The organism is Caballeronia sp. M1242, assembly GCF_017220215.1.
Classification (GTDB): domain Bacteria; phylum Pseudomonadota; class Gammaproteobacteria; order Burkholderiales; family Burkholderiaceae; genus Caballeronia.
Genome location: NZ_CP071129.1, coordinates 2,642,390 through 2,657,946, shown reverse-complemented (window position 1 = coordinate 2,657,946; position 15,557 = coordinate 2,642,390). Strand labels below are relative to the sequence as shown.

Genomic DNA, 15,557 nt, shown 5'->3' with positions numbered 1-15,557 from the left:
CTCACTCGCGAGACCTGCGATTTTCGAAAAACGGAATCTTCCCCGAAATCACTTACGGATAAACCACTGGTGCCATGCCGCATGCCACTCTCCGATTGAAGCGCTTCGTCGCCGCACGATTCTTGAGTGCCCTCGCTGATCAGTTTCTCTTGTTCGCGGTACCGCTGACGATTTTCAAGAGCACGGGCGATCTCAAGTATTCCGGGCTTGCATTCGTGATTGAATGGGTTCCAAGAATCATCTTCTTCCCGCTGGCCGGATTCGTCGCTGACCGATTGAAGCCGAGCCATCTCTTCTCCGGCATCGAATTCGGACGTGCGTTCGTCCTAGCGGTGGCGCTTGCGCTGATTGCAAGCGGCGTGAGCAAGTTCGCCGTTCTTTCGGTCATGATGGCGATTCTTTCTATCGCCTATATTCTTTCGTTCGTCGGCTCGGAAGCTATGCTTCCACGCAATCTCGATGCTTCGGAATTGCCCAAGGCGCATTCTATGCTCCAGGCAGTCGAGCAGATTACGCAAGTGGCCGGACCAGCGCTTGCTGCACTCATTTCCGTTTGGGACGGATTGAATCCGCTTCTCCTTATCGGCGCGGCGATGTTCGGCGGTGCATCGCTAATTCTATTCGGCTTCGAAACTCAATCCCTTCCGACTACGCAATCCTTCTCTTTGCGGGCCTTACGACATTCAAACCGGCAAGCCTTCGGCGTTCTGATGCAGAACAAGGTGCTGTTCTATCTCTCTGCATTGACATGGGTGGTCAATCTTGTCTACGGTGCAGCCTTGGTTGTGAGTGCCGCGGTTGTCGTGAAGGTCTTAGGGCTTCCGGAAAGCAGCTTCGGCATGCTCCAGACGGCGGCGGCGGTTGCATCGATCGGTGCGTGCGCAGTCGTGCCGCGAATTGCCCGAAAGTTCGGTTTACCCGTGCTCGGAATCACGTCGTTCTGTGCGATGATCTTCGCCGGTCTAGTGCTCGCGTTGTCCAAGGAGTATGTGGTTTACCTTGTTGGATACAGCGCATTGATGGCTTGCGATGGAGCTTTCAGCATATACATTCGTACGGTGCGCAGTCAGCTCATTCCAAAAGAGCACCTAGGAATCACGACCGGTCTTATCGGTCTAATGAATATGTGTTCCATCCCATTGAGCGCGGCGCTCGTCACAGCGTTATCGGCACACTTCTCGCCATCCGGGATTTTTGGAATCATTTTCGCGGTTGCCGCGACGCTTGGAATCGTATTGGTCGTCCTTGGTCGGACGGTGTTTGGTTACGACACGCTGCTTCCACCTGTTGAGGTCAATTGATGGATGCGCTCGTACAATGTCTCTGCCGCAATCAGAGTAGATGCATCTTCGCAATCTGTCGACAAACAGTAAGTATGAATTCGCTAGCGCTCAGGCTTGAGCCGATCACATAGCGCCATCGCGGCGGCAGGATTAGCGGCCTTGTGTCCGCTGATGACGTAGAGATAAACATCGCGCGCCGACGCCTTCGACGGCGCCTTGCCGACCATCTGCAAATCCTCCGGCGCGCCGCCCGCCGCCCATTCCGTCGCGCGCGCGGCCCAGCGATCGAGCGCCGCCTTCGAATAGCCGAGCTTCTGCTTTTCGGTCGTGCCCATGATGCGCGCATAGACGAACGGCGCGGTGATATCCGCGATCTGCGGATACGTCGAATCGCCCGCCACGACCACCGCGATACCGTACTTCTTGAGCAGCGCGACGAACGCGGCATCGGCGAAACTCTCGTGCCGCACTTCCACGGCATGACGAATCGCGCGGCCTTCGACGGTGGCGGGCAGCAGCTTCAGAAAGCGCTCGAAGTCCTCGGGATCGAAGTGCTTCGTCGGCGCAAACTGCCAGTTGATCGCCCCGAGCTTGTCCTGCAATTCGAGCACGCCGCTCGCAAAGAACCGTTCGATGGAATCGCCCGCTTCGGCCAACACCCGGCGATTCGTGGCATAGCGCGGCGCCTTCAGCGAGAACACGAAGTCGTCGGGTGTTTCGTCGCGCCACTTGGCGAACGTGTCGGGCTTCTGCAAACGGTAGAACGTGCCGTTGATCTCGATGCTCGTGAGCGCGCGGCTCGCGTACTCGAGCTCGCGCTTATGCGTGAGACCTTCGGGATAGAACGTGCCGCGCCACGGCTCGAAATCCCATCCGCCGATACCGACACGAATGCGTGCCGCGTTCTCCGTCTTCTTCTTCGCCGCCATCGGGCCTCTCCGGTCTCATGCAAGATCGCTGGATGACACGAGTGTAGCGAACCCTCGGCGAACCGGCATCGAAGCGGCACGAGCGTGCGCCGCGCGGCTTGGCGCTATTTGCGACCGACGAGATAACTCACGCCTTGCGGCCCGTATTGTTCGGAATGCTCGACGTTGGCTTGAAGATGAAAGACATCGCCCGCGCGATACAGCCGCGCCTCGCCGCCGACGCGCAAGGTGATTTCGCCTTCGACGATGAGCGCCTTCGCTTCGAACGGATGTGCGTGAAGGTCGAGCGAGACGTCCGGTTCGCGCGTGACCGTCACGACTTCGTGAAAGCCTTCGGCGGAAAGCTGAGCGAGGAACGTGTCGCGATGCATGAGGTGGCCTTGGGAGGGAGAGTGAAAAGGGGCGCGTCCGCGCGGACGGAAAGACGCGCCCTCGATGCAGCGATGCGAACGCAAGTGTTTATCAGTTGCCAAAGAAGATGTCGCACTGCGGGCCGCGCACGCACGGCTTCGAGATCGGGTCGCGGCGCATGGCGGCCGAGCCCATATCGCTGCGCGTGGAGGAAACGCCGCCGTAGGACATGTCGCCGGTCTGGCTCTGGGTGTCGGCGGACTGCGTCCACGTGTCGGGCGTGGCCTGGCCCGGCACCTGTGCGGTCCGATAGTAGCTCTGCTGCGCCGAGGCGACGCCTGCCGCAGCAAGCAACGAGGCGGCGACGGCCGCCATGACGAGACGTGATTTCATGTTGTGCTCCTTGATAGTGACGCGCTGGCGCGCGGGCCGCGCATCGGTATCGCGCGGTGCCGGCGCTGACGCAATGACTCGCGGCACGGTGTCATGTCGCTGCATCGCGTTCAGCAACCTGCGCGCCGCACGCAATTCAAGTTATAGGCCGCGTTTCTGCAATGAACAGCAGATTCGCTTATACGCTCGCGATCCGGTCGGCGACATGACACGACGCAGGCGCGCGCGACATGCGCCGTGTACGCACCGCGCCGCGCGGCCCTAGAATGCGAGCATCCACAGTCACACGGAGCGCGCCATGACCGTCACCATCTATCACAACCCGAAGTGCGGCACCTCGCGCAATACGCTTGCGCTGATCCGCAACGCGGGCATAGAGCCGAACGTCGTCGAATATCTGACGGCGCCGCCGAGCCGCGAGACGCTCGTCGCGCTGATCGCCCGTTCAGGCCTCAGCGTGCGCGAAGCGTTGCGGGAAAAGGGCACGCCGTACGCCGAACTCGGACTCGACGATCCATTGCTGAGCGACGACCAACTCATCGACGCGATGCTCGCGCATCCCATTCTCATCAACCGGCCGTTCGTCGATACACCGCTCGGCGCTCGGCTGTGCCGTCCGTCGGAACTGGTGATCGACCTGCTGCCGTCGCCGCAGAAGGGACCCTTCGCGAAGGAAGACGGCGAAGTGATCATCGATGAGACCGGCAAGCGCGTGCGCTAGCGCTCCATGCCGTTACGTCGCGTTACCTTTCTGGCATCGCTGTTGCACCTGTGTCAGGCGTCGCTCTCTAGACTGCATCTGACTCACACGGCACTCGGTGCAGGGAGGAAAGCGAAATGAACAAGAAACTTCTTGGTACGGTTATCGGGCTCGCAGGCATGGCGGCGCTGGCTGCATCCGCATCGGCGTCCGCGCATGTCGATGTCGCAGTGGGAATCGGCGTGCCGGCCTATGGGGTGCCTTACTACGCGCCGGCGCAGCCGGTGTACGTGCAGCCGGCTGTGCCCGTTGCCTATGGATACGGCTACGGCTATGGCAATAGCGGCGACCGCTGGCGCGAGCGCGAATGGCGTGAGCGGCGCGAATGGCGCGAGCACGAATGGCGGCGCGAGCGGCGCGAAGAGCGTTGGCACGATCGCCACGGCTGGTAATGCAAGACGCTACGGGAAGACGCGGCGAGCCGAAGGGTTTTCGCCGCGTTTTTTTTTGCGGCGCGTCGGCAATCCTTCGAGCCAATCCTTCGGGTAAGCCGCGCCAATTTTGACGCGCTAACGTAGCGGACCCTGCACTCGATACCACGCCATGAGCCATCCACCGAAATTCTCGATGATCGACGGCGCGCCGACGCCAGTCGGCCCGTTCTCGCACGCGGCCGAAGCCGACGGCTGGGTGTTTCTCACCGGCCAGATGCCGACCGATCCCGACGACGACAGCGCGCCGCTGCCCGAAGGCGTCGCGGCACAAACGCGGCGCGTGATGAACAACCTGATTCTCGTCTTGACCGGCCTCGGCCTGACGCTCGATCAAGTCGTGAGCGCGCGCATCTTCCTGACGGAATTCAAGCGCGACTACGACGCGATGAACGCCGTCTACCGATCGTATTTCCTGCCGAAGCCGTTGCCGGCGCGCACCTGCATCGGCGTGACGGGGCTCGCGCGCGATGCGCTCGTGGAGATCGACTTCATCGCGCGGCGGCCTTGATTCGACGGCTACTTGCGGGCTTTCGACGCGTCCACCCAGCGAAACGTGAGATTGATGCGCTCGCCGCGCGCGCCCGGCTCTTTCGGCACGCGATGCACCCATTCTTGCTGCGTGCGTCCGCGCATGACAAGCAGGCTGCCGTGCGTCAGCGAAAGCGCGTGCGTGGCGTGCGTGCGCGCGTGGCGGAATTCGAATGTGCGCGTCGCGCCCAGACTGACCGAAGCGATCACCGGCTCCGGGCCGAGCTCGCGTTCCTTGTCGGCGTGCCAGCCCATGCTGTCTTGCCCGCCGCGGTATCGGTTGATGAGCACGCTGTTGAAGCGGGCGCCGCACGTGGCCTGCGCGGCGTCGCGTAACTGCGCGACGGCGGGCGTCCACGGCTGCGGCACGTTGCGGATGCCCGAATAGACGTACACCGCGTCAGGCTCGCCTTGCCACGCGGTGAGGCGCGGCAGCGGCACCCGGCCGCCCGGCGTGTTCATCGTGTCCTGCTGCCAGCGCACTTCGTCGATCAGCGCGGCCATCAGGTCGGAGCCGGCGTCCGCGTCGATCCAGTCCGGATACCACGCGATATCGGGCTTGGGAATGTCATCGAAGAGATCGAACATGGCAGTGCGGGTGCAGCCGAAAGAATCAAGATAGCAGAGCCGTCGCGCGGCGGCATTGCGGTCTCTTCCTGTCCGACCGTGCGGCGTGTGCTACAGTCGGCCGATCATCTCAATAAAGTGCGAAGACTGCGCATGACTTTCAACGCCGAAACGAATCACGGCGCGCTGGGCCGCCGTATCCTCCTCGTCGATGACAGCGCCGATGCGGCCTTCGCCCTGTCGATGCTGCTCGAGGCGCTCGGCCACGAAGTGCGCACCGAGTCCGACGGCGTGTGCGCGCTCGACTCCATCGACGACTTCCGGCCGGACGTCGTGGTGCTGGATATCGGCTTGCCGGGCATGAACGGGCTCGACGTCGCGCGCGAGATGCGCAAACGCGATGCGACCCGCGACGCGCTTCTGCTCGCGCTCACCGGCTACGGCAGCGCGGAGGACCGGCAGACCGCGCTCGACGCCGGCTTCGATCATCATCTGACCAAGCCGGTTTCGATCAACGATCTCGAGGCGCTGCTTACGCGTCCCTGAGTTGCGCCCCTGAGCGCGTTCAATCCGCTATGCGCAGCTTCGCCATATAAGGCAAGTGATCGGAGAGCCACGCGGTATCCTGCGTCGGCACGATCCACTGCACCGGCTTCAGACCGCGCACGAACATCTTGTCGAGCGCGAGCGCCGGCGAAAACGCCGGAAACGTGCGCCCCGATTCACCGAGCATCGTCGCCACTTCGTTCATGCCGAGTTCGCCGAAGAGCGGCACGGAATCGTTGCGCCAGTCGTTGAAGTCGCCCGCCAGCACGAGCGGGCCTTCGGGCGCTTCCTTCGCGATCCAGTGCGCAATCCAGTTCATTTGACGCAGCCGGGCGGCGCGCGTCAGCGCGAGGTGCGCGCACAAGAGCGTGATCGCGTGTCCCGCGAAGGTCGCGCGCGCGACGAGGAGCCCGCGCTTTTCGAACCGATGCGCCGAGATATCCCAGCGTCCGGATAGATCCAGCGGATGCGGCGAAAGAATCGCATTGCCGTGCCGCCACGACGGCTTGAAGACGTTCGGCCCGAGCGCGATCTGCAATTCGAGCGCGGTGGCGATTTCGGTAGCCTGGCAATGCCAGACATCGTCGAGCGGCGCGGAAAGTGGCTTGCCGAAGCCGCTTGCGAGCACCGGCTGCGGCAGCCGCCGCGCCATGGCTTCCTGAAGAAAATAGACGTCCGCGTTGGTGGTCTGCACCCAGCGCTGCATGGCGTTCCATGCGCGCAGGCCGAGCGGCGAGCGGCCCTTATGCAGATTCCAGCTCACCGCCGTGAAATCCGGCGTGACCGCATTCGCGGACGGTGCTGGCGGAAGATGTTCGGGATTTCGCATGCGTTCGTTTTTGTGTGCGTGGTGCGCTGGCTTACTGCGCCGGCGCGGACGAAGCCAGGCTCGCGCGCACCCGGTACAGCAGCGACGGATTGCTGTCGATGATCTGCCACTGCGCCCATTCGCCCGGTTTCAACACGAGGCCGGGATGCGACGCGGCCACCTGACGCGGCGTCGGCGGCACCTTGCAGCCCGAGGCCGACGTCTGCGAGGCGTCGCTCTCAAGCGTCTCCTGCGCCTCGATGGCGAGCGTGATGTCGTCGGCGCTCGCGTGCGTCGGCGAAACGGTGAGCGTGCGTTGCAGGTCGATGTCGCCGGCCGGCTTGTCCGCGCAACCGACGCGGTTCTGCACGATGTTGTGATGCGTATCGGTTTTCGCCTGGCCGACGTTCGTGGTGGCAGAGAAAGAGTCGATCTGCTGGCCGTCGCGCACCACTTGCAATTCCCAATTGACCGGTTGCGGCGTGCTTTGCGCAAAAGCGCCATGGCTTGCGGCGAGGCACGCGCAGGATATGAGCGCGGATCGGATGAGACGCGGAAATGCGATGCGATTCGTTTTAGTCATTGAAAGCTTCTCCGGCGCTCGGGCTAATCGGATGGCAGCCGACGCGCGCAACTCACATGGCGCGGCGGCCGCCGAACGCGTGTTGCCCGGCGACTTCGTTCTGACAAGACGGACGGGGCGCGGTTCAGCGCATCAACGGATCATGTGAGGCCGCGTCCCGTCGATTCCAACCTCGCGGCTTGATGAGCACGTTCCGAACCCGCCCGCCGCGGCATCGCGACGATGATACTCGCGTGCGCCGTGCGCGCTCCGCTTTCTCAAAATTGGCAGCAGACGCCCGCGACTGCTCGCTTGCGCGTGATTCTTTCATCGATACACTGAACTCGTCGAAGCGAAAAAAGACGGGGTGCGACATGACGACGGCCGTGGTCAAACAAGAACTGGCAGTGGCGTCGTTCAGCAAGGTCTACAGTCTCGACGACGTCGAGACCGCGCTGAACGATCTCTCCGAGGGCGCGAGCGAAGCCTTGCGCGCGACCTACGAAAAGATGCTGAAGGTGGGCAACCTGCGCTTCTGCGTGAAGCCCAACCGCATGCCTTCCATCGACGATCTCGCGGCATCGCTGCCGAATTTCGAGGAACCGCTCGACGATATCCGCAAGCAGATCGCGCTGTGTCTCGAAACCGAAGACCGCCTCGAACTCATGCCGATGCTGCTGCTTGGCGAACCGGGCATCGGCAAGACGCACTTCGCCAAGCAGCTCGCGCGGCTGCTCGGCACGTCCTGCCACTATGTCGCGATGAGCTCGCTCACGGCCGGCTGGATTCTGTCGGGCGCGTCGTCGCAATGGCGCAATGCGAAGCCAGGCAAGGTCTTCGACGCGCTCGTGAACGGCAGCTACGCGAACCCCGTGATGACCGTCGATGAAATCGACAAGGCCACCGGCGACGCGCAATACGATCCGCTCGGCGCGCTCTACGCCTTGCTGGAACACGATACGGCGCAGAGCTTCATCGACGAATTCGCCGAGGTGCCGATCAACGCGGGCAATGTCGTGTGGATCGCCACGGCCAACGACGCGCGCGCGATTCCCGAGCCGCTTCTCAACCGCATGAACGTGTACGAGATTCCGGCGCCCGACCGCGACGGCGCACGGCGCATTGCGCAGGCCATCTACGCGGAGATTCGCGAGGCGCACGCGTGGGGCAGCCGCTTTCCCGAGACGCTCGGCGACGCGCCGCTCGATGCGCTCACGCAGGCGTCGCCGCGCGGCATGCGGCGCGCGATGCTGAACGCGTTCGGCAACGCACGCATCGACGGCAGACACCACGTCGAGGCGCGCGACATCGAACTGGACCGGCAGTCGCGCCGCAAATTCATGGGCTTCTAGTCAGCCGCGGTTTCGCGATTCGCGCGAAACGCCGTCGAACCGCGCTATTTTCAGCATCTGGCGGCCAGATTCTTGCCTTTTTCCGAATTACACCGGAAAACGCTGCTCGCTGCGTGCGTTATTGTGCGACGCGCAATAATCCCGCACGTAGAATAGGTCGCATCGAGAAGGCGCGGGAAAGGACATGGATCGGATCGAATGCGTGGTAATCGGGGCGGGCGTCGTCGGGCTCGCCATCGCGCGGGCGCTCGCGTTGCGCGGGCGCGAAGTGATGGTGCTGGAAGCGGGCGAAGCCATCGGCATCGGCACGAGTTCACGCAACAGCGAGGTGATACACGCGGGCATCTACTATCCGCGCGGCTCGCTCAAGGCGGAACTGTGCGTGCGCGGCCGCGAAATGCTGTACGCGTTCTGCGAGGCGCACGGCGTGCCGCACCGGCAGTGCGGCAAGCTGCTCGTCGCCACGGCGCGCAATCAGATTCCGCAGCTCGCGGCGATCGAGCAGAAGGGCGTCGAGAATCGCGTGGAAGGGCTCGTGCGAATCAGCGGCGCAGCAGCGCGGGACATGGAGCCGCAACTGCAATGCGTCGAAGCGGTGTATTCGCCGCGCACGGGCATTGTCGATAGCCATCAATACATGCTCGCGCTGCAAGGCGACGCGGAGAATCACGGCGCAGGCGTGGTGTTTCATACGCCGGTTGCGAGCATCGAGGCGCGCGAAGGCTGCTTCATCGTGGAAACGGGCGGGCAGGCGCCAGCGCGCTTCCGGGCGTCGTACCTCATCAACAGCGCTGGCTTGCATGCAAACGACATCGCGCGGCGCATTCGCGGCCTCGACGACCGTCACGTGCCGCCGCTCTACTTCGCGAAGGGCAACTACTTCAGCGTGAGCGGACGCGCGCCGTTCGAGCGCCTCATCTATCCGATGCCCAACGAAGCGGGACTCGGCGTGCATCTGACGATCGATATGGGCGGGCAGGCGAAGTTCGGCCCCGACGTGGAATGGGTGCCGTCGATCAACTACGACGTCGATCCGCGCCGCGCCGATTCCTTCTACGCGGCCATTCGCGCGTATTGGCCCGGCTTGCCCGACGGCGCGCTGCAACCGGCGTACGCCGGCATTCGGCCGAAGCTCTCCGGTCCCGGCCAGGCGGCGGCGGATTTCATGATTCAGGGCAAATCGGCGCATGGCGTGCCGGGGCTGGTGAACCTGTTCGGCATGGAATCGCCGGGGCTGACGGCGTCGCTCGCCATCGGCGAACGGGTCGCCGACATGTTGCGCTGAGCGTTCCTTAGCGCTTATCTCCGACATTTGTCGCCATCGAAACGCTGCAGTGTTGTTATGCTCGGGCATCGCCGTCGTCAGAACGGCGCTTTCCCCCAATACAACATGGAGCGAGTCACCATGAAGACATCCCGTCGCACATTTTTGATGACGAGCGTAGGCGTTGCGTCGACGCTCGCGCTCGGCTCGCGCGTCGCTTTCGCCGATGCGCCGAAGGTCGAGGAAAGCGATCCCACCGCGCAGGCGCTCGGCTACAAGATGGACGCGAGCAAGGTCGACAAGGCCAAGTTCCCGAAGTACGCAGCGGGGCAGGAATGCGGCAACTGCCAGTTCTATCAAGGCAAGGCGTCCGATCCGTTCGCGCCGTGCCCGATGTTCGGCGGCAAGCAGGTCGCCGCGAAGGGCTGGTGCAGCGCCTACGCGAAGAAGGCCTGACCTAGAACCGACGACCTCGACGAAGCGCGCCCGGCTGCGAAGCCCGGCGCGCTTTTCTTCGTTGCTTGTCGCTTGATAAGGCCACGCGCGGTCTTTACACTCGCCAAGGAAAAAATATCCCGGCCGCGCAAGCCCGGCGCCGATCGATCAATCTACAGGGATTTGCATGGCAGACAGACCATTGAATGCCCGCGCGGTGAGCGCGGCGGTGATCGGCAACGCGTTGGAATGGTACGACTTCGTCGTATTCGGCTTCATGACGGTGGTGATCGCGCGGCTCTTCTTCCCGAGCGAGAGCGATTATTCGTCGATTCTTCTCACCACGGCCAGTTTCGGCGTGGCCTTCGTGATGCGGCCCGTGGGCGGCATCGTGCTCGGGCTGTACGCCGACCGCGCCGGGCGCAAACCGGCGCTCACGCTCGTCATCGCGCTGATGACGCTCGGCATTCTGCTGCTCGCGATTGCGCCGCCGTACTCGGCCATCGGCATCGGCGCGCCCATTGTGATCGTCGTCGCGCGGCTGTTGCAGGGCTTCTCGGCGGGCGGCGAGTTCGGCAGTTCCACCGCGCTTCTGATCGAGGCCGCGCCGTTCTCCAAGCGCGGTTTCTACGGCAGCTTCCAGATGGCGAGTCAGGCGGCGGCGCTCTTGCTCGGCGCGGTCGTGGGCGCGGCGATCTCGCGCGGGCTGTCGCCGCAAGCGCTGGAGTCGTGGGGCTGGCGTGTGCCGTTCATCATCGGGCTCGTGATCGGGCCGATCGGCTTGTATATCCGCCGCAACATGTCGGACACGGAAGCCTTCATGCACGTGAAGAAGACCGCGCGCCGCGCGACGCTCGGCGAGGTCTTCCGCACGCATGGCCGTGAAGTGCTGTGCGGTCTCGGCGCGGTGATCGCGCTGACGGTGACGGTCTATGTACTGATCGCGTATCTGCCGACCTTCGCGGTCAAGCAACTCAAGCTGCCGTACGGCCAGTCGTTCACGGCGCTGATCGTCGGCAATCTGCTGTTGACGGTGCTCTCGCCGGTGGCGGGCGCGTGGTCCGACCGCATCGGACGCAAGGCGCTCACGCTGTGGTCGCTCGGGATCACGCTCGTGATTATCTATCCGCTCTTCGCGTGGCTCGCGGCGGAGCCGAGCGTGATGCGCCTCGTGATCGTGCAGGCTGCGCTCTCGATCGTGCTGTCGGGCTACTACGGGCCGTTCGGCGCGCTGCTCTCGGAGCTGTTTCCCGCGCACCTGCGCTCGACCGGCCTTTCACTCGCATACAACATCGCGGTGATGATCTTCGGCGGCTTCGGGCAATTCATCGTGACGTGGCTCATTCGCGTCACCGGATCGCAACTCGCGCCGACGTTCTATGTGATGGGCGGCGTCGTGCTCTCGCTGATCGCGGTGGCGGCGATCCCCGCGACGCGCCACGCCGACGTCGACGAAGCGCGCGAATTCACTCGCTAGGCGGCATCGCATGAAAGTGATCGAAAGCGGCAAGTTCACGGCCGAGCGCGCGTGGGGCGCGCTCGATATCTGCGTGATGAACGGCACGTCGTGCCGTCTGCACTGGACGGATGCGCCGTATAAATGGCACGTGAATGACGGCGAAGAAGTGTTCGCCGTGATGGACGGCGTGGTGCGGATGCACGTGCGCGACGCAGAAGGCGAGCGCACGCTGACGCTGAAAGCGGGCGATATCTTCCACGCCCAGGCCGGCGACGAGCATTACGCCGAGCCGGTCGGCGCGGCGCGCATTCTCGTGATCGAGAAAGAAGGGAGCGTCTGAGCGACGCTCAGCGCGAAAGGCCCGCTGCGACCAGCAGTTCGGCGAGCGCTTCGGTCATGCCGCCTTCGTGCGTTTCGGCGCGTTCCTTCAGTTGCTTCACGAGCTTTTCGTCGAGCTTGCACGCGAAGGGAACGAGCCCTTTCGCCTGATCGAGCTTGCGCTGCTCGCGTCGGTCGGCTTTCGGCGCGTCGGCCGCGCCCACGCGTGCGCGCCCGCCTTGCTTGAGATCGTTGGCGAGTTTGAACGCCTTGTTCTGTTCCAGCTGAAATTTGTTCACGTGATGCTCCGGAGCCGCAGTGTCGATGGAGCCGTATTGTACTGGCCCGGCTGCCGCGCTTGCCCGTGCTCGCTTCAAGCCGGACCGGTTTCCGCCATCGCGTCGATGCGCGCGCGCATGCGCCGCCAGTGCGAGCCTTCCCAGAAGACGCGCCGGTAGACATCGCAGGTGACGAAGCGCGTGTGACGTTCCCGCACGCCGTCGGGCACGCGGCCGGCGATCTCGTCGGGCGCGGCGGCGCGCAGCGGCGCGTTGCACATTAGGCACAGGCGAAACGCGCGCACATGGGCGGCGAGATTCAGCCGGTCCGCGACCTCGCGCCATTGCTCGTCGGGTTGCAGCGCGCGCACGTAGCAGCCGTGCAGCACGGTGCGGCGCTTGAGCAACTCGCGGTCGCGCGTGAGCACGACGCGCGATTCTTCGTGCGCGAGGCGCTCGATTTCATCGTCCGGGAAGTTGTTGTCGTAGCGCGTGTCGAAGCCCGCGAGCCGCAGCAGTTGCGCGAGCCCGCCAAGATGCGCGTCGGCGATGAAGCGCAAATTCGCCGGCTGCAAAGGCGGGCGCAGCAACGAGCCACCATCCGCGACATCGGGCGGCGCGTGGCCCGCCGGATAAACCTCGATGCAATCACCGGGCTGGATCTGCGCGTCGAAGCCAGCGGGCACGCCGTTACGCACGATCAGGCCGACTTCGGTGTGCGGCACGCCGAGCGCTTCGATCATGTGCTTCGTCGACGATGTCGGCGGGCACGCGCACTCGAACGTTCGCCCTCGCTGCGGCCGGGCGAGGAAGTCGTTCAGTTCATCGTGAAAATGAAAGCGCGCGTTGACCATGCGAGCAAGTATGGCATTGCGCGCCGCTGCGTGCTGCCGGGCGATGTGCTCTACTGGCGCACGGCCGCGCGCCGTGGGCGCGACGGGAACTCAGTGAAAGGAGCACAGGCAATGGATATCGGATTCATCGGATTGGGCGAGATGGGCGGCGCGATGGCGAGCAACGCGCTCAAGGCAGGCCACTCGGTGCGCGTATGGAACCGCTCGCGCGAGAAAACCCGGGCATTGGCGGACCAGGGCGCGTCGGTGGTCGATACCCCCGAGCAGGCGTTTTCCGGCGATGCCGTGTTCTCCATGCTCGCCGACGACAACGCGCTGCGTTCGGTTCTCGTGGAAGGCGGCTTGCTCAAGCATGCGTCGAAGGGCCTCGTGCACGTGAACATGGCGACGATCTCGACTGCGCTCGCCGTCGAACTCACGCAGTTGCACGCGCAGCACGGCGTCGGCTATGTGGCGGCGCCGGTGCTCGGCCGGCCGGATGTCGCCGCGGCGGGCAAGCTCAACATTCTCGCCGCGGGCGCGGACGCGGACATCGAACGCGTGCAGCCGGTGCTGGACGCAATGGGCCAGAAGACGTGGCGCGTCGGCCAGCAGCCGGAGCACGCGAACGTGCTGAAGCTCGCGGCGAATTTCATGCTCGGCTCGGCGATCGAAACCGTCGGCGAAGCGGCGGCGCTCGTCACGGGTCACGGCATCGAGGCGCAGACTTTTCTCGATGTCATCACGAACTCGCTGTTTCCGGGGCCGGTGTATCAGGGCTACGGGAAGATGATTGCGGAGCGCCGCTATGAACCCGCGCTCTTCAAGGCGCGTCTCGGGCTGAAGGACGTGCGCCTCGCGATTGCAGCCGGCGAAGCCGTGAACGTGCCGTTGCCCGTGGCGAGCGTGGTGCGAGACAACCTCGTCGACGCCCTCGCTCACGGCGACGGCGAGAAAGACTTTGCCGTCTTGGGGCAAGTGGCGGCGCGGCGCGCCGGGCAGTGATTTCGAGACGAGAAGACGCGGCATAATCGCAGTCCCATTCTTCTTAGGTAGGCCGCAATGAGTCTGCATGTCTGGTGGATGTTCGTCGCCACGGTGTTTGTCATATCCGCGATTCCGGGGCCCAACATGCTGCTCGTGATGACACACGGCGCGCGTTTCGGCCTGCGCCGCTCCGTCGCGACGATGGCCGGCAGTCTCAGCGCGCTCGTTTTGATGCTGTCGGTATCGGCGGCGGGGCTGGGCGTGTTTCTCGAAGCGTGGCCGCGTTTCTTCGATGCGCTGCGCCTCACGGGCGCGGCGTACCTTGTCTGGCTCGGCGTGAAGAGCTGGCGCTCGAAGGCGAGCGCGGTCGAAGTGCGCGACGAAAGCGGCGGCGCGCGTGCTCGGTCTACGGGGCCATCGGCGCTTTATCGCAACGGCTTTCTGGTTGCGGGTAGCAATCCTAAGTCGATCCTCTTCGCGGCGGCGCTGCTGCCGCAATTCATCGACGCGGCGCGGCCCGTGCTGCCGCAGTTCGCCGTACTCGTCGCGACGCTCGCGGTGATCGAGGTGAGCTGGTTCACGGTCTATGCGGGCCTCGGCGCGCGCATCGGCGAGAAGCTGAAAAGCGCGGCGGTAGCGCAGGCGTTCAATCGGCTGACGGGCGGCCTGTTCGTCGGCTTCGGCGCGATGATGGCGCTGCTCCGGCATTGAGCTTTCACCGCCGATGTTATGTGCGCTAGCGCTCGAAGCGTCGAGCGAACGGGCGCACGGTTTGCTCGATTTGTGTTGAGTTTGATTCGATGCCGAACATACGCGGGCAAGCGAGCGATGGATAGTGGCCTCAGTCATCGGTCTTATGTTTGCGGCGAAACCGTTCGCAGGCTCGTGTTTGGCGGAGCAGTTTAGGCGGACTTCGATAAGGGTTCGCGCTGCAGCGGGCGGCACACCGCGCGGTGAGAATGCCGAGACGCTGAAGGCGCCTGATGCTTTTCCAACGCACGCCGTGCCTGCGCTCAACGGTTTAGCCGCGGCGCACGAGGTTTGCGGGAGCCGCGATGCTTGGGCTGGCTGCGCGTGCGTAGGCGCGGACTGTGAGGCGTTGGCTTGGGACGGAGTTGAGTTGCGGAAAACGGCGGAACGCGATGCATGGCGCTGCACGAAAGGCTAAAGCCTAAGTACGGCCGACCGCGATGCATGAAGCCGCACCACGGACTACAACCCTGACTGCGGCCGACCGCGACGCATTAAGCAGCACGAAGAGCGAAACCCTAATTGCCGCCCGACCGGGATGCACGGAGCTGTAAAAAAGGCCGAACCCCCAAAGCGTCAGACGGCGATGCATGAAGCAGCACTAAGAGCTAAGGCCCTAAGCGCAGCCGACCGCGATGCATGTAGCCGCACTGAGGCCAAAGCCCTAAGTGCGGCCGACCGCGATGCATGGGACCGCATTAAAGGCCAAAGCCCTAAGCG

20 protein-coding genes are annotated in these 15,557 nt (G+C 64.0%); 12 read left to right on the top strand and 8 right to left on the bottom strand.

The features are described 5' to 3' along the window. Nucleotides 1-74: 74 nt before the first annotated feature. Nucleotides 75-1,301: an MFS transporter gene (locus tag JYK05_RS12450; RefSeq protein WP_175938345.1), complete on the top strand. Its 1,227-nt coding sequence runs from the start codon at nt 75-77 to the stop codon at nt 1,299-1,301. An 83-nt stretch (nt 1,302-1,384) separates the two neighbouring features. On the opposite strand, the gene JYK05_RS12445 is transcribed toward JYK05_RS12450, so the two are convergent. The 3 genes from JYK05_RS12445 to JYK05_RS12435 all read right to left on the bottom strand — a co-directional run bounded on the left by JYK05_RS12445 (nt 1,385) and on the right by JYK05_RS12435 (nt 2,956). Beyond that, entirely contained in the window at nt 1,385-2,212 is an 828-nt protein-coding gene (locus JYK05_RS12445; protein ID WP_175938343.1) for a DUF72 domain-containing protein, read from the bottom strand. Nucleotides 2,213-2,316: 104 nt separating this feature from the next. Further along, on the bottom strand, nt 2,317-2,583 hold the full coding sequence (locus JYK05_RS12440) for a cupin domain-containing protein (RefSeq protein WP_175938341.1): 267 nt from the start codon (nt 2,581-2,583) through the stop codon (nt 2,317-2,319). 91 nt (nt 2,584-2,674) lie between these two features. Then, entirely contained in the window at nt 2,675-2,956 is a 282-nt protein-coding gene (locus JYK05_RS12435; RefSeq protein WP_175938338.1) for a hypothetical protein, read from the bottom strand. Nucleotides 2,957-3,254: 298 nt separating this feature from the next. Between JYK05_RS12435 and arsC the strand changes: the two genes are divergently transcribed. The 3 genes from arsC (at nt 3,255) to JYK05_RS12420 (ending at nt 4,658) form a co-directional block, all read left to right on the top strand. Beyond that, entirely contained in the window at nt 3,255-3,677 is a 423-nt protein-coding gene (gene arsC / locus JYK05_RS12430) for an arsenate reductase (glutaredoxin) (RefSeq protein WP_175938337.1), read from the top strand. Between the two features lie 116 nt (nt 3,678-3,793). Continuing rightward, a complete protein-coding gene (locus JYK05_RS12425; RefSeq protein ID WP_175938335.1) occupies nt 3,794-4,108 on the top strand; it encodes a hypothetical protein in 315 nt (104 codons plus the stop codon). 151 nt (nt 4,109-4,259) lie between these two features. Continuing rightward, nucleotides 4,260-4,658 (top strand): RidA family protein, encoded by a 399-nt coding sequence (locus tag JYK05_RS12420; protein ID WP_206467181.1) that lies wholly within the window; start codon nt 4,260-4,262, stop codon nt 4,656-4,658. Between the two features lie 8 nt (nt 4,659-4,666). On the opposite strand, the gene JYK05_RS12415 is transcribed toward JYK05_RS12420, so the two are convergent. Continuing rightward, a complete protein-coding gene (locus JYK05_RS12415; protein WP_206467180.1) occupies nt 4,667-5,266 on the bottom strand; it encodes an alpha-ketoglutarate-dependent dioxygenase AlkB in 600 nt (199 codons plus the stop codon). A 132-nt stretch (nt 5,267-5,398) separates the two neighbouring features. On the opposite strand from JYK05_RS12415, the gene JYK05_RS12410 reads away from it, so the two are divergent. Continuing rightward, nucleotides 5,399-5,791 (top strand): response regulator, encoded by a 393-nt coding sequence (locus JYK05_RS12410; RefSeq protein ID WP_206467179.1) that lies wholly within the window; start codon nt 5,399-5,401, stop codon nt 5,789-5,791. A gap of 19 nt (nt 5,792-5,810) precedes the next feature. On the opposite strand, the gene JYK05_RS12405 is transcribed toward JYK05_RS12410, so the two are convergent. Then, on the bottom strand, nt 5,811-6,620 hold the full coding sequence (locus tag JYK05_RS12405; RefSeq protein ID WP_206467178.1) for an endonuclease/exonuclease/phosphatase family protein: 810 nt from the start codon (nt 6,618-6,620) through the stop codon (nt 5,811-5,813). 31 nt (nt 6,621-6,651) lie between these two features. Next, nucleotides 6,652-7,182: a hypothetical protein gene (locus JYK05_RS12400; RefSeq protein WP_206467177.1), complete on the bottom strand. Its 531-nt coding sequence runs from the start codon at nt 7,180-7,182 to the stop codon at nt 6,652-6,654. Between the two features lie 353 nt (nt 7,183-7,535). On the opposite strand from JYK05_RS12400, the gene JYK05_RS12395 reads away from it, so the two are divergent. From JYK05_RS12395 to JYK05_RS12375, 5 genes are all read left to right on the top strand, one after another. Continuing rightward, nucleotides 7,536-8,513 (top strand): AAA family ATPase, encoded by a 978-nt coding sequence (locus tag JYK05_RS12395; protein ID WP_206467176.1) that lies wholly within the window; start codon nt 7,536-7,538, stop codon nt 8,511-8,513. 184 nt (nt 8,514-8,697) lie between these two features. Further along, the gene (locus tag JYK05_RS12390) at nt 8,698-9,798 is read left to right on the top strand and encodes an NAD(P)/FAD-dependent oxidoreductase (RefSeq protein WP_206467175.1); all 1,101 of its coding nucleotides are present in this window, start codon (nt 8,698-8,700) and stop codon (nt 9,796-9,798) included. 120 nt (nt 9,799-9,918) lie between these two features. Next, nucleotides 9,919-10,233: a high-potential iron-sulfur protein gene (locus JYK05_RS12385; RefSeq protein WP_206467174.1), complete on the top strand. Its 315-nt coding sequence runs from the start codon at nt 9,919-9,921 to the stop codon at nt 10,231-10,233. 166 nt (nt 10,234-10,399) lie between these two features. After that, the gene (locus JYK05_RS12380) at nt 10,400-11,689 is read left to right on the top strand and encodes an MFS transporter (protein ID WP_206467173.1); all 1,290 of its coding nucleotides are present in this window, start codon (nt 10,400-10,402) and stop codon (nt 11,687-11,689) included. A gap of 10 nt (nt 11,690-11,699) precedes the next feature. Beyond that, nucleotides 11,700-12,011, top strand: coding sequence for a cupin domain-containing protein (locus JYK05_RS12375; RefSeq protein ID WP_206467172.1), 312 nt, complete (start codon nt 11,700-11,702; stop codon nt 12,009-12,011). A gap of 7 nt (nt 12,012-12,018) precedes the next feature. On the opposite strand, the gene JYK05_RS12370 is transcribed toward JYK05_RS12375, so the two are convergent. After that, the gene (locus JYK05_RS12370; RefSeq protein ID WP_175938313.1) at nt 12,019-12,288 is read right to left on the bottom strand and encodes a hypothetical protein; all 270 of its coding nucleotides are present in this window, start codon (nt 12,286-12,288) and stop codon (nt 12,019-12,021) included. Between the two features lie 74 nt (nt 12,289-12,362). Beyond that, complete coding sequence (locus JYK05_RS12365; protein ID WP_206467171.1) at nt 12,363-13,121, bottom strand: Mut7-C ubiquitin/RNAse domain-containing protein; 759 nt, start codon at nt 13,119-13,121, stop codon at nt 12,363-12,365. Here JYK05_RS12365 and JYK05_RS12360 point away from each other — a divergent pair. Then, nucleotides 13,101-14,105, top strand: coding sequence for an NAD(P)-dependent oxidoreductase (locus tag JYK05_RS12360; RefSeq protein WP_206467170.1), 1,005 nt, complete (start codon nt 13,101-13,103; stop codon nt 14,103-14,105). The two genes, JYK05_RS12365 and JYK05_RS12360, sit on opposite strands and share 21 nt — an antisense overlap. A 57-nt stretch (nt 14,106-14,162) precedes the next feature. Continuing rightward, nucleotides 14,163-14,798, top strand: a complete 636-nt coding sequence (locus JYK05_RS12355) for a LysE family translocator (RefSeq protein WP_206467169.1) — start codon at nt 14,163-14,165, stop codon at nt 14,796-14,798. Nucleotides 14,799-15,557 lie beyond the last annotated feature (759 nt).

Coding starts and splice junctions, on each gene's coding strand:
- JYK05_RS12420 (WP_206467181.1), top strand. CDS start 4,260: ATGAGCCATCCACCGAAATTCTCGATGATCGACGGCGCGCCGACGCCA.
- JYK05_RS12360 (WP_206467170.1), top strand. CDS start 13,101: ATGAAAGCGCGCGTTGACCATGCGAGCAAGTATGGCATTGCGCGCCGC.
- JYK05_RS12395 (WP_206467176.1), top strand. CDS start 7,536: ATGACGACGGCCGTGGTCAAACAAGAACTGGCAGTGGCGTCGTTCAGC.
- JYK05_RS12385 (WP_206467174.1), top strand. CDS start 9,919: ATGAAGACATCCCGTCGCACATTTTTGATGACGAGCGTAGGCGTTGCG.
- JYK05_RS12365 (WP_206467171.1), bottom strand. CDS start 13,121: ATGGTCAACGCGCGCTTTCATTTTCACGATGAACTGAACGACTTCCTC.
- JYK05_RS12435 (WP_175938338.1), bottom strand. CDS start 2,956: ATGAAATCACGTCTCGTCATGGCGGCCGTCGCCGCCTCGTTGCTTGCT.
- JYK05_RS12425 (WP_175938335.1), top strand. CDS start 3,794: ATGAACAAGAAACTTCTTGGTACGGTTATCGGGCTCGCAGGCATGGCG.
- JYK05_RS12380 (WP_206467173.1), top strand. CDS start 10,400: ATGGCAGACAGACCATTGAATGCCCGCGCGGTGAGCGCGGCGGTGATC.
- JYK05_RS12375 (WP_206467172.1), top strand. CDS start 11,700: ATGAAAGTGATCGAAAGCGGCAAGTTCACGGCCGAGCGCGCGTGGGGC.
- JYK05_RS12445 (WP_175938343.1), bottom strand. CDS start 2,212: ATGGCGGCGAAGAAGAAGACGGAGAACGCGGCACGCATTCGTGTCGGT.
- JYK05_RS12415 (WP_206467180.1), bottom strand. CDS start 5,266: ATGTTCGATCTCTTCGATGACATTCCCAAGCCCGATATCGCGTGGTAT.
- JYK05_RS12450 (WP_175938345.1), top strand. CDS start 75: ATGCCGCATGCCACTCTCCGATTGAAGCGCTTCGTCGCCGCACGATTC.
- arsC (WP_175938337.1), top strand. CDS start 3,255: ATGACCGTCACCATCTATCACAACCCGAAGTGCGGCACCTCGCGCAAT.
- JYK05_RS12390 (WP_206467175.1), top strand. CDS start 8,698: ATGGATCGGATCGAATGCGTGGTAATCGGGGCGGGCGTCGTCGGGCTC.
- JYK05_RS12355 (WP_206467169.1), top strand. CDS start 14,163: ATGAGTCTGCATGTCTGGTGGATGTTCGTCGCCACGGTGTTTGTCATA.
- JYK05_RS12405 (WP_206467178.1), bottom strand. CDS start 6,620: ATGCGAAATCCCGAACATCTTCCGCCAGCACCGTCCGCGAATGCGGTC.
- JYK05_RS12400 (WP_206467177.1), bottom strand. CDS start 7,182: ATGACTAAAACGAATCGCATCGCATTTCCGCGTCTCATCCGATCCGCG.
- JYK05_RS12440 (WP_175938341.1), bottom strand. CDS start 2,583: ATGCATCGCGACACGTTCCTCGCTCAGCTTTCCGCCGAAGGCTTTCAC.
- JYK05_RS12410 (WP_206467179.1), top strand. CDS start 5,399: ATGACTTTCAACGCCGAAACGAATCACGGCGCGCTGGGCCGCCGTATC.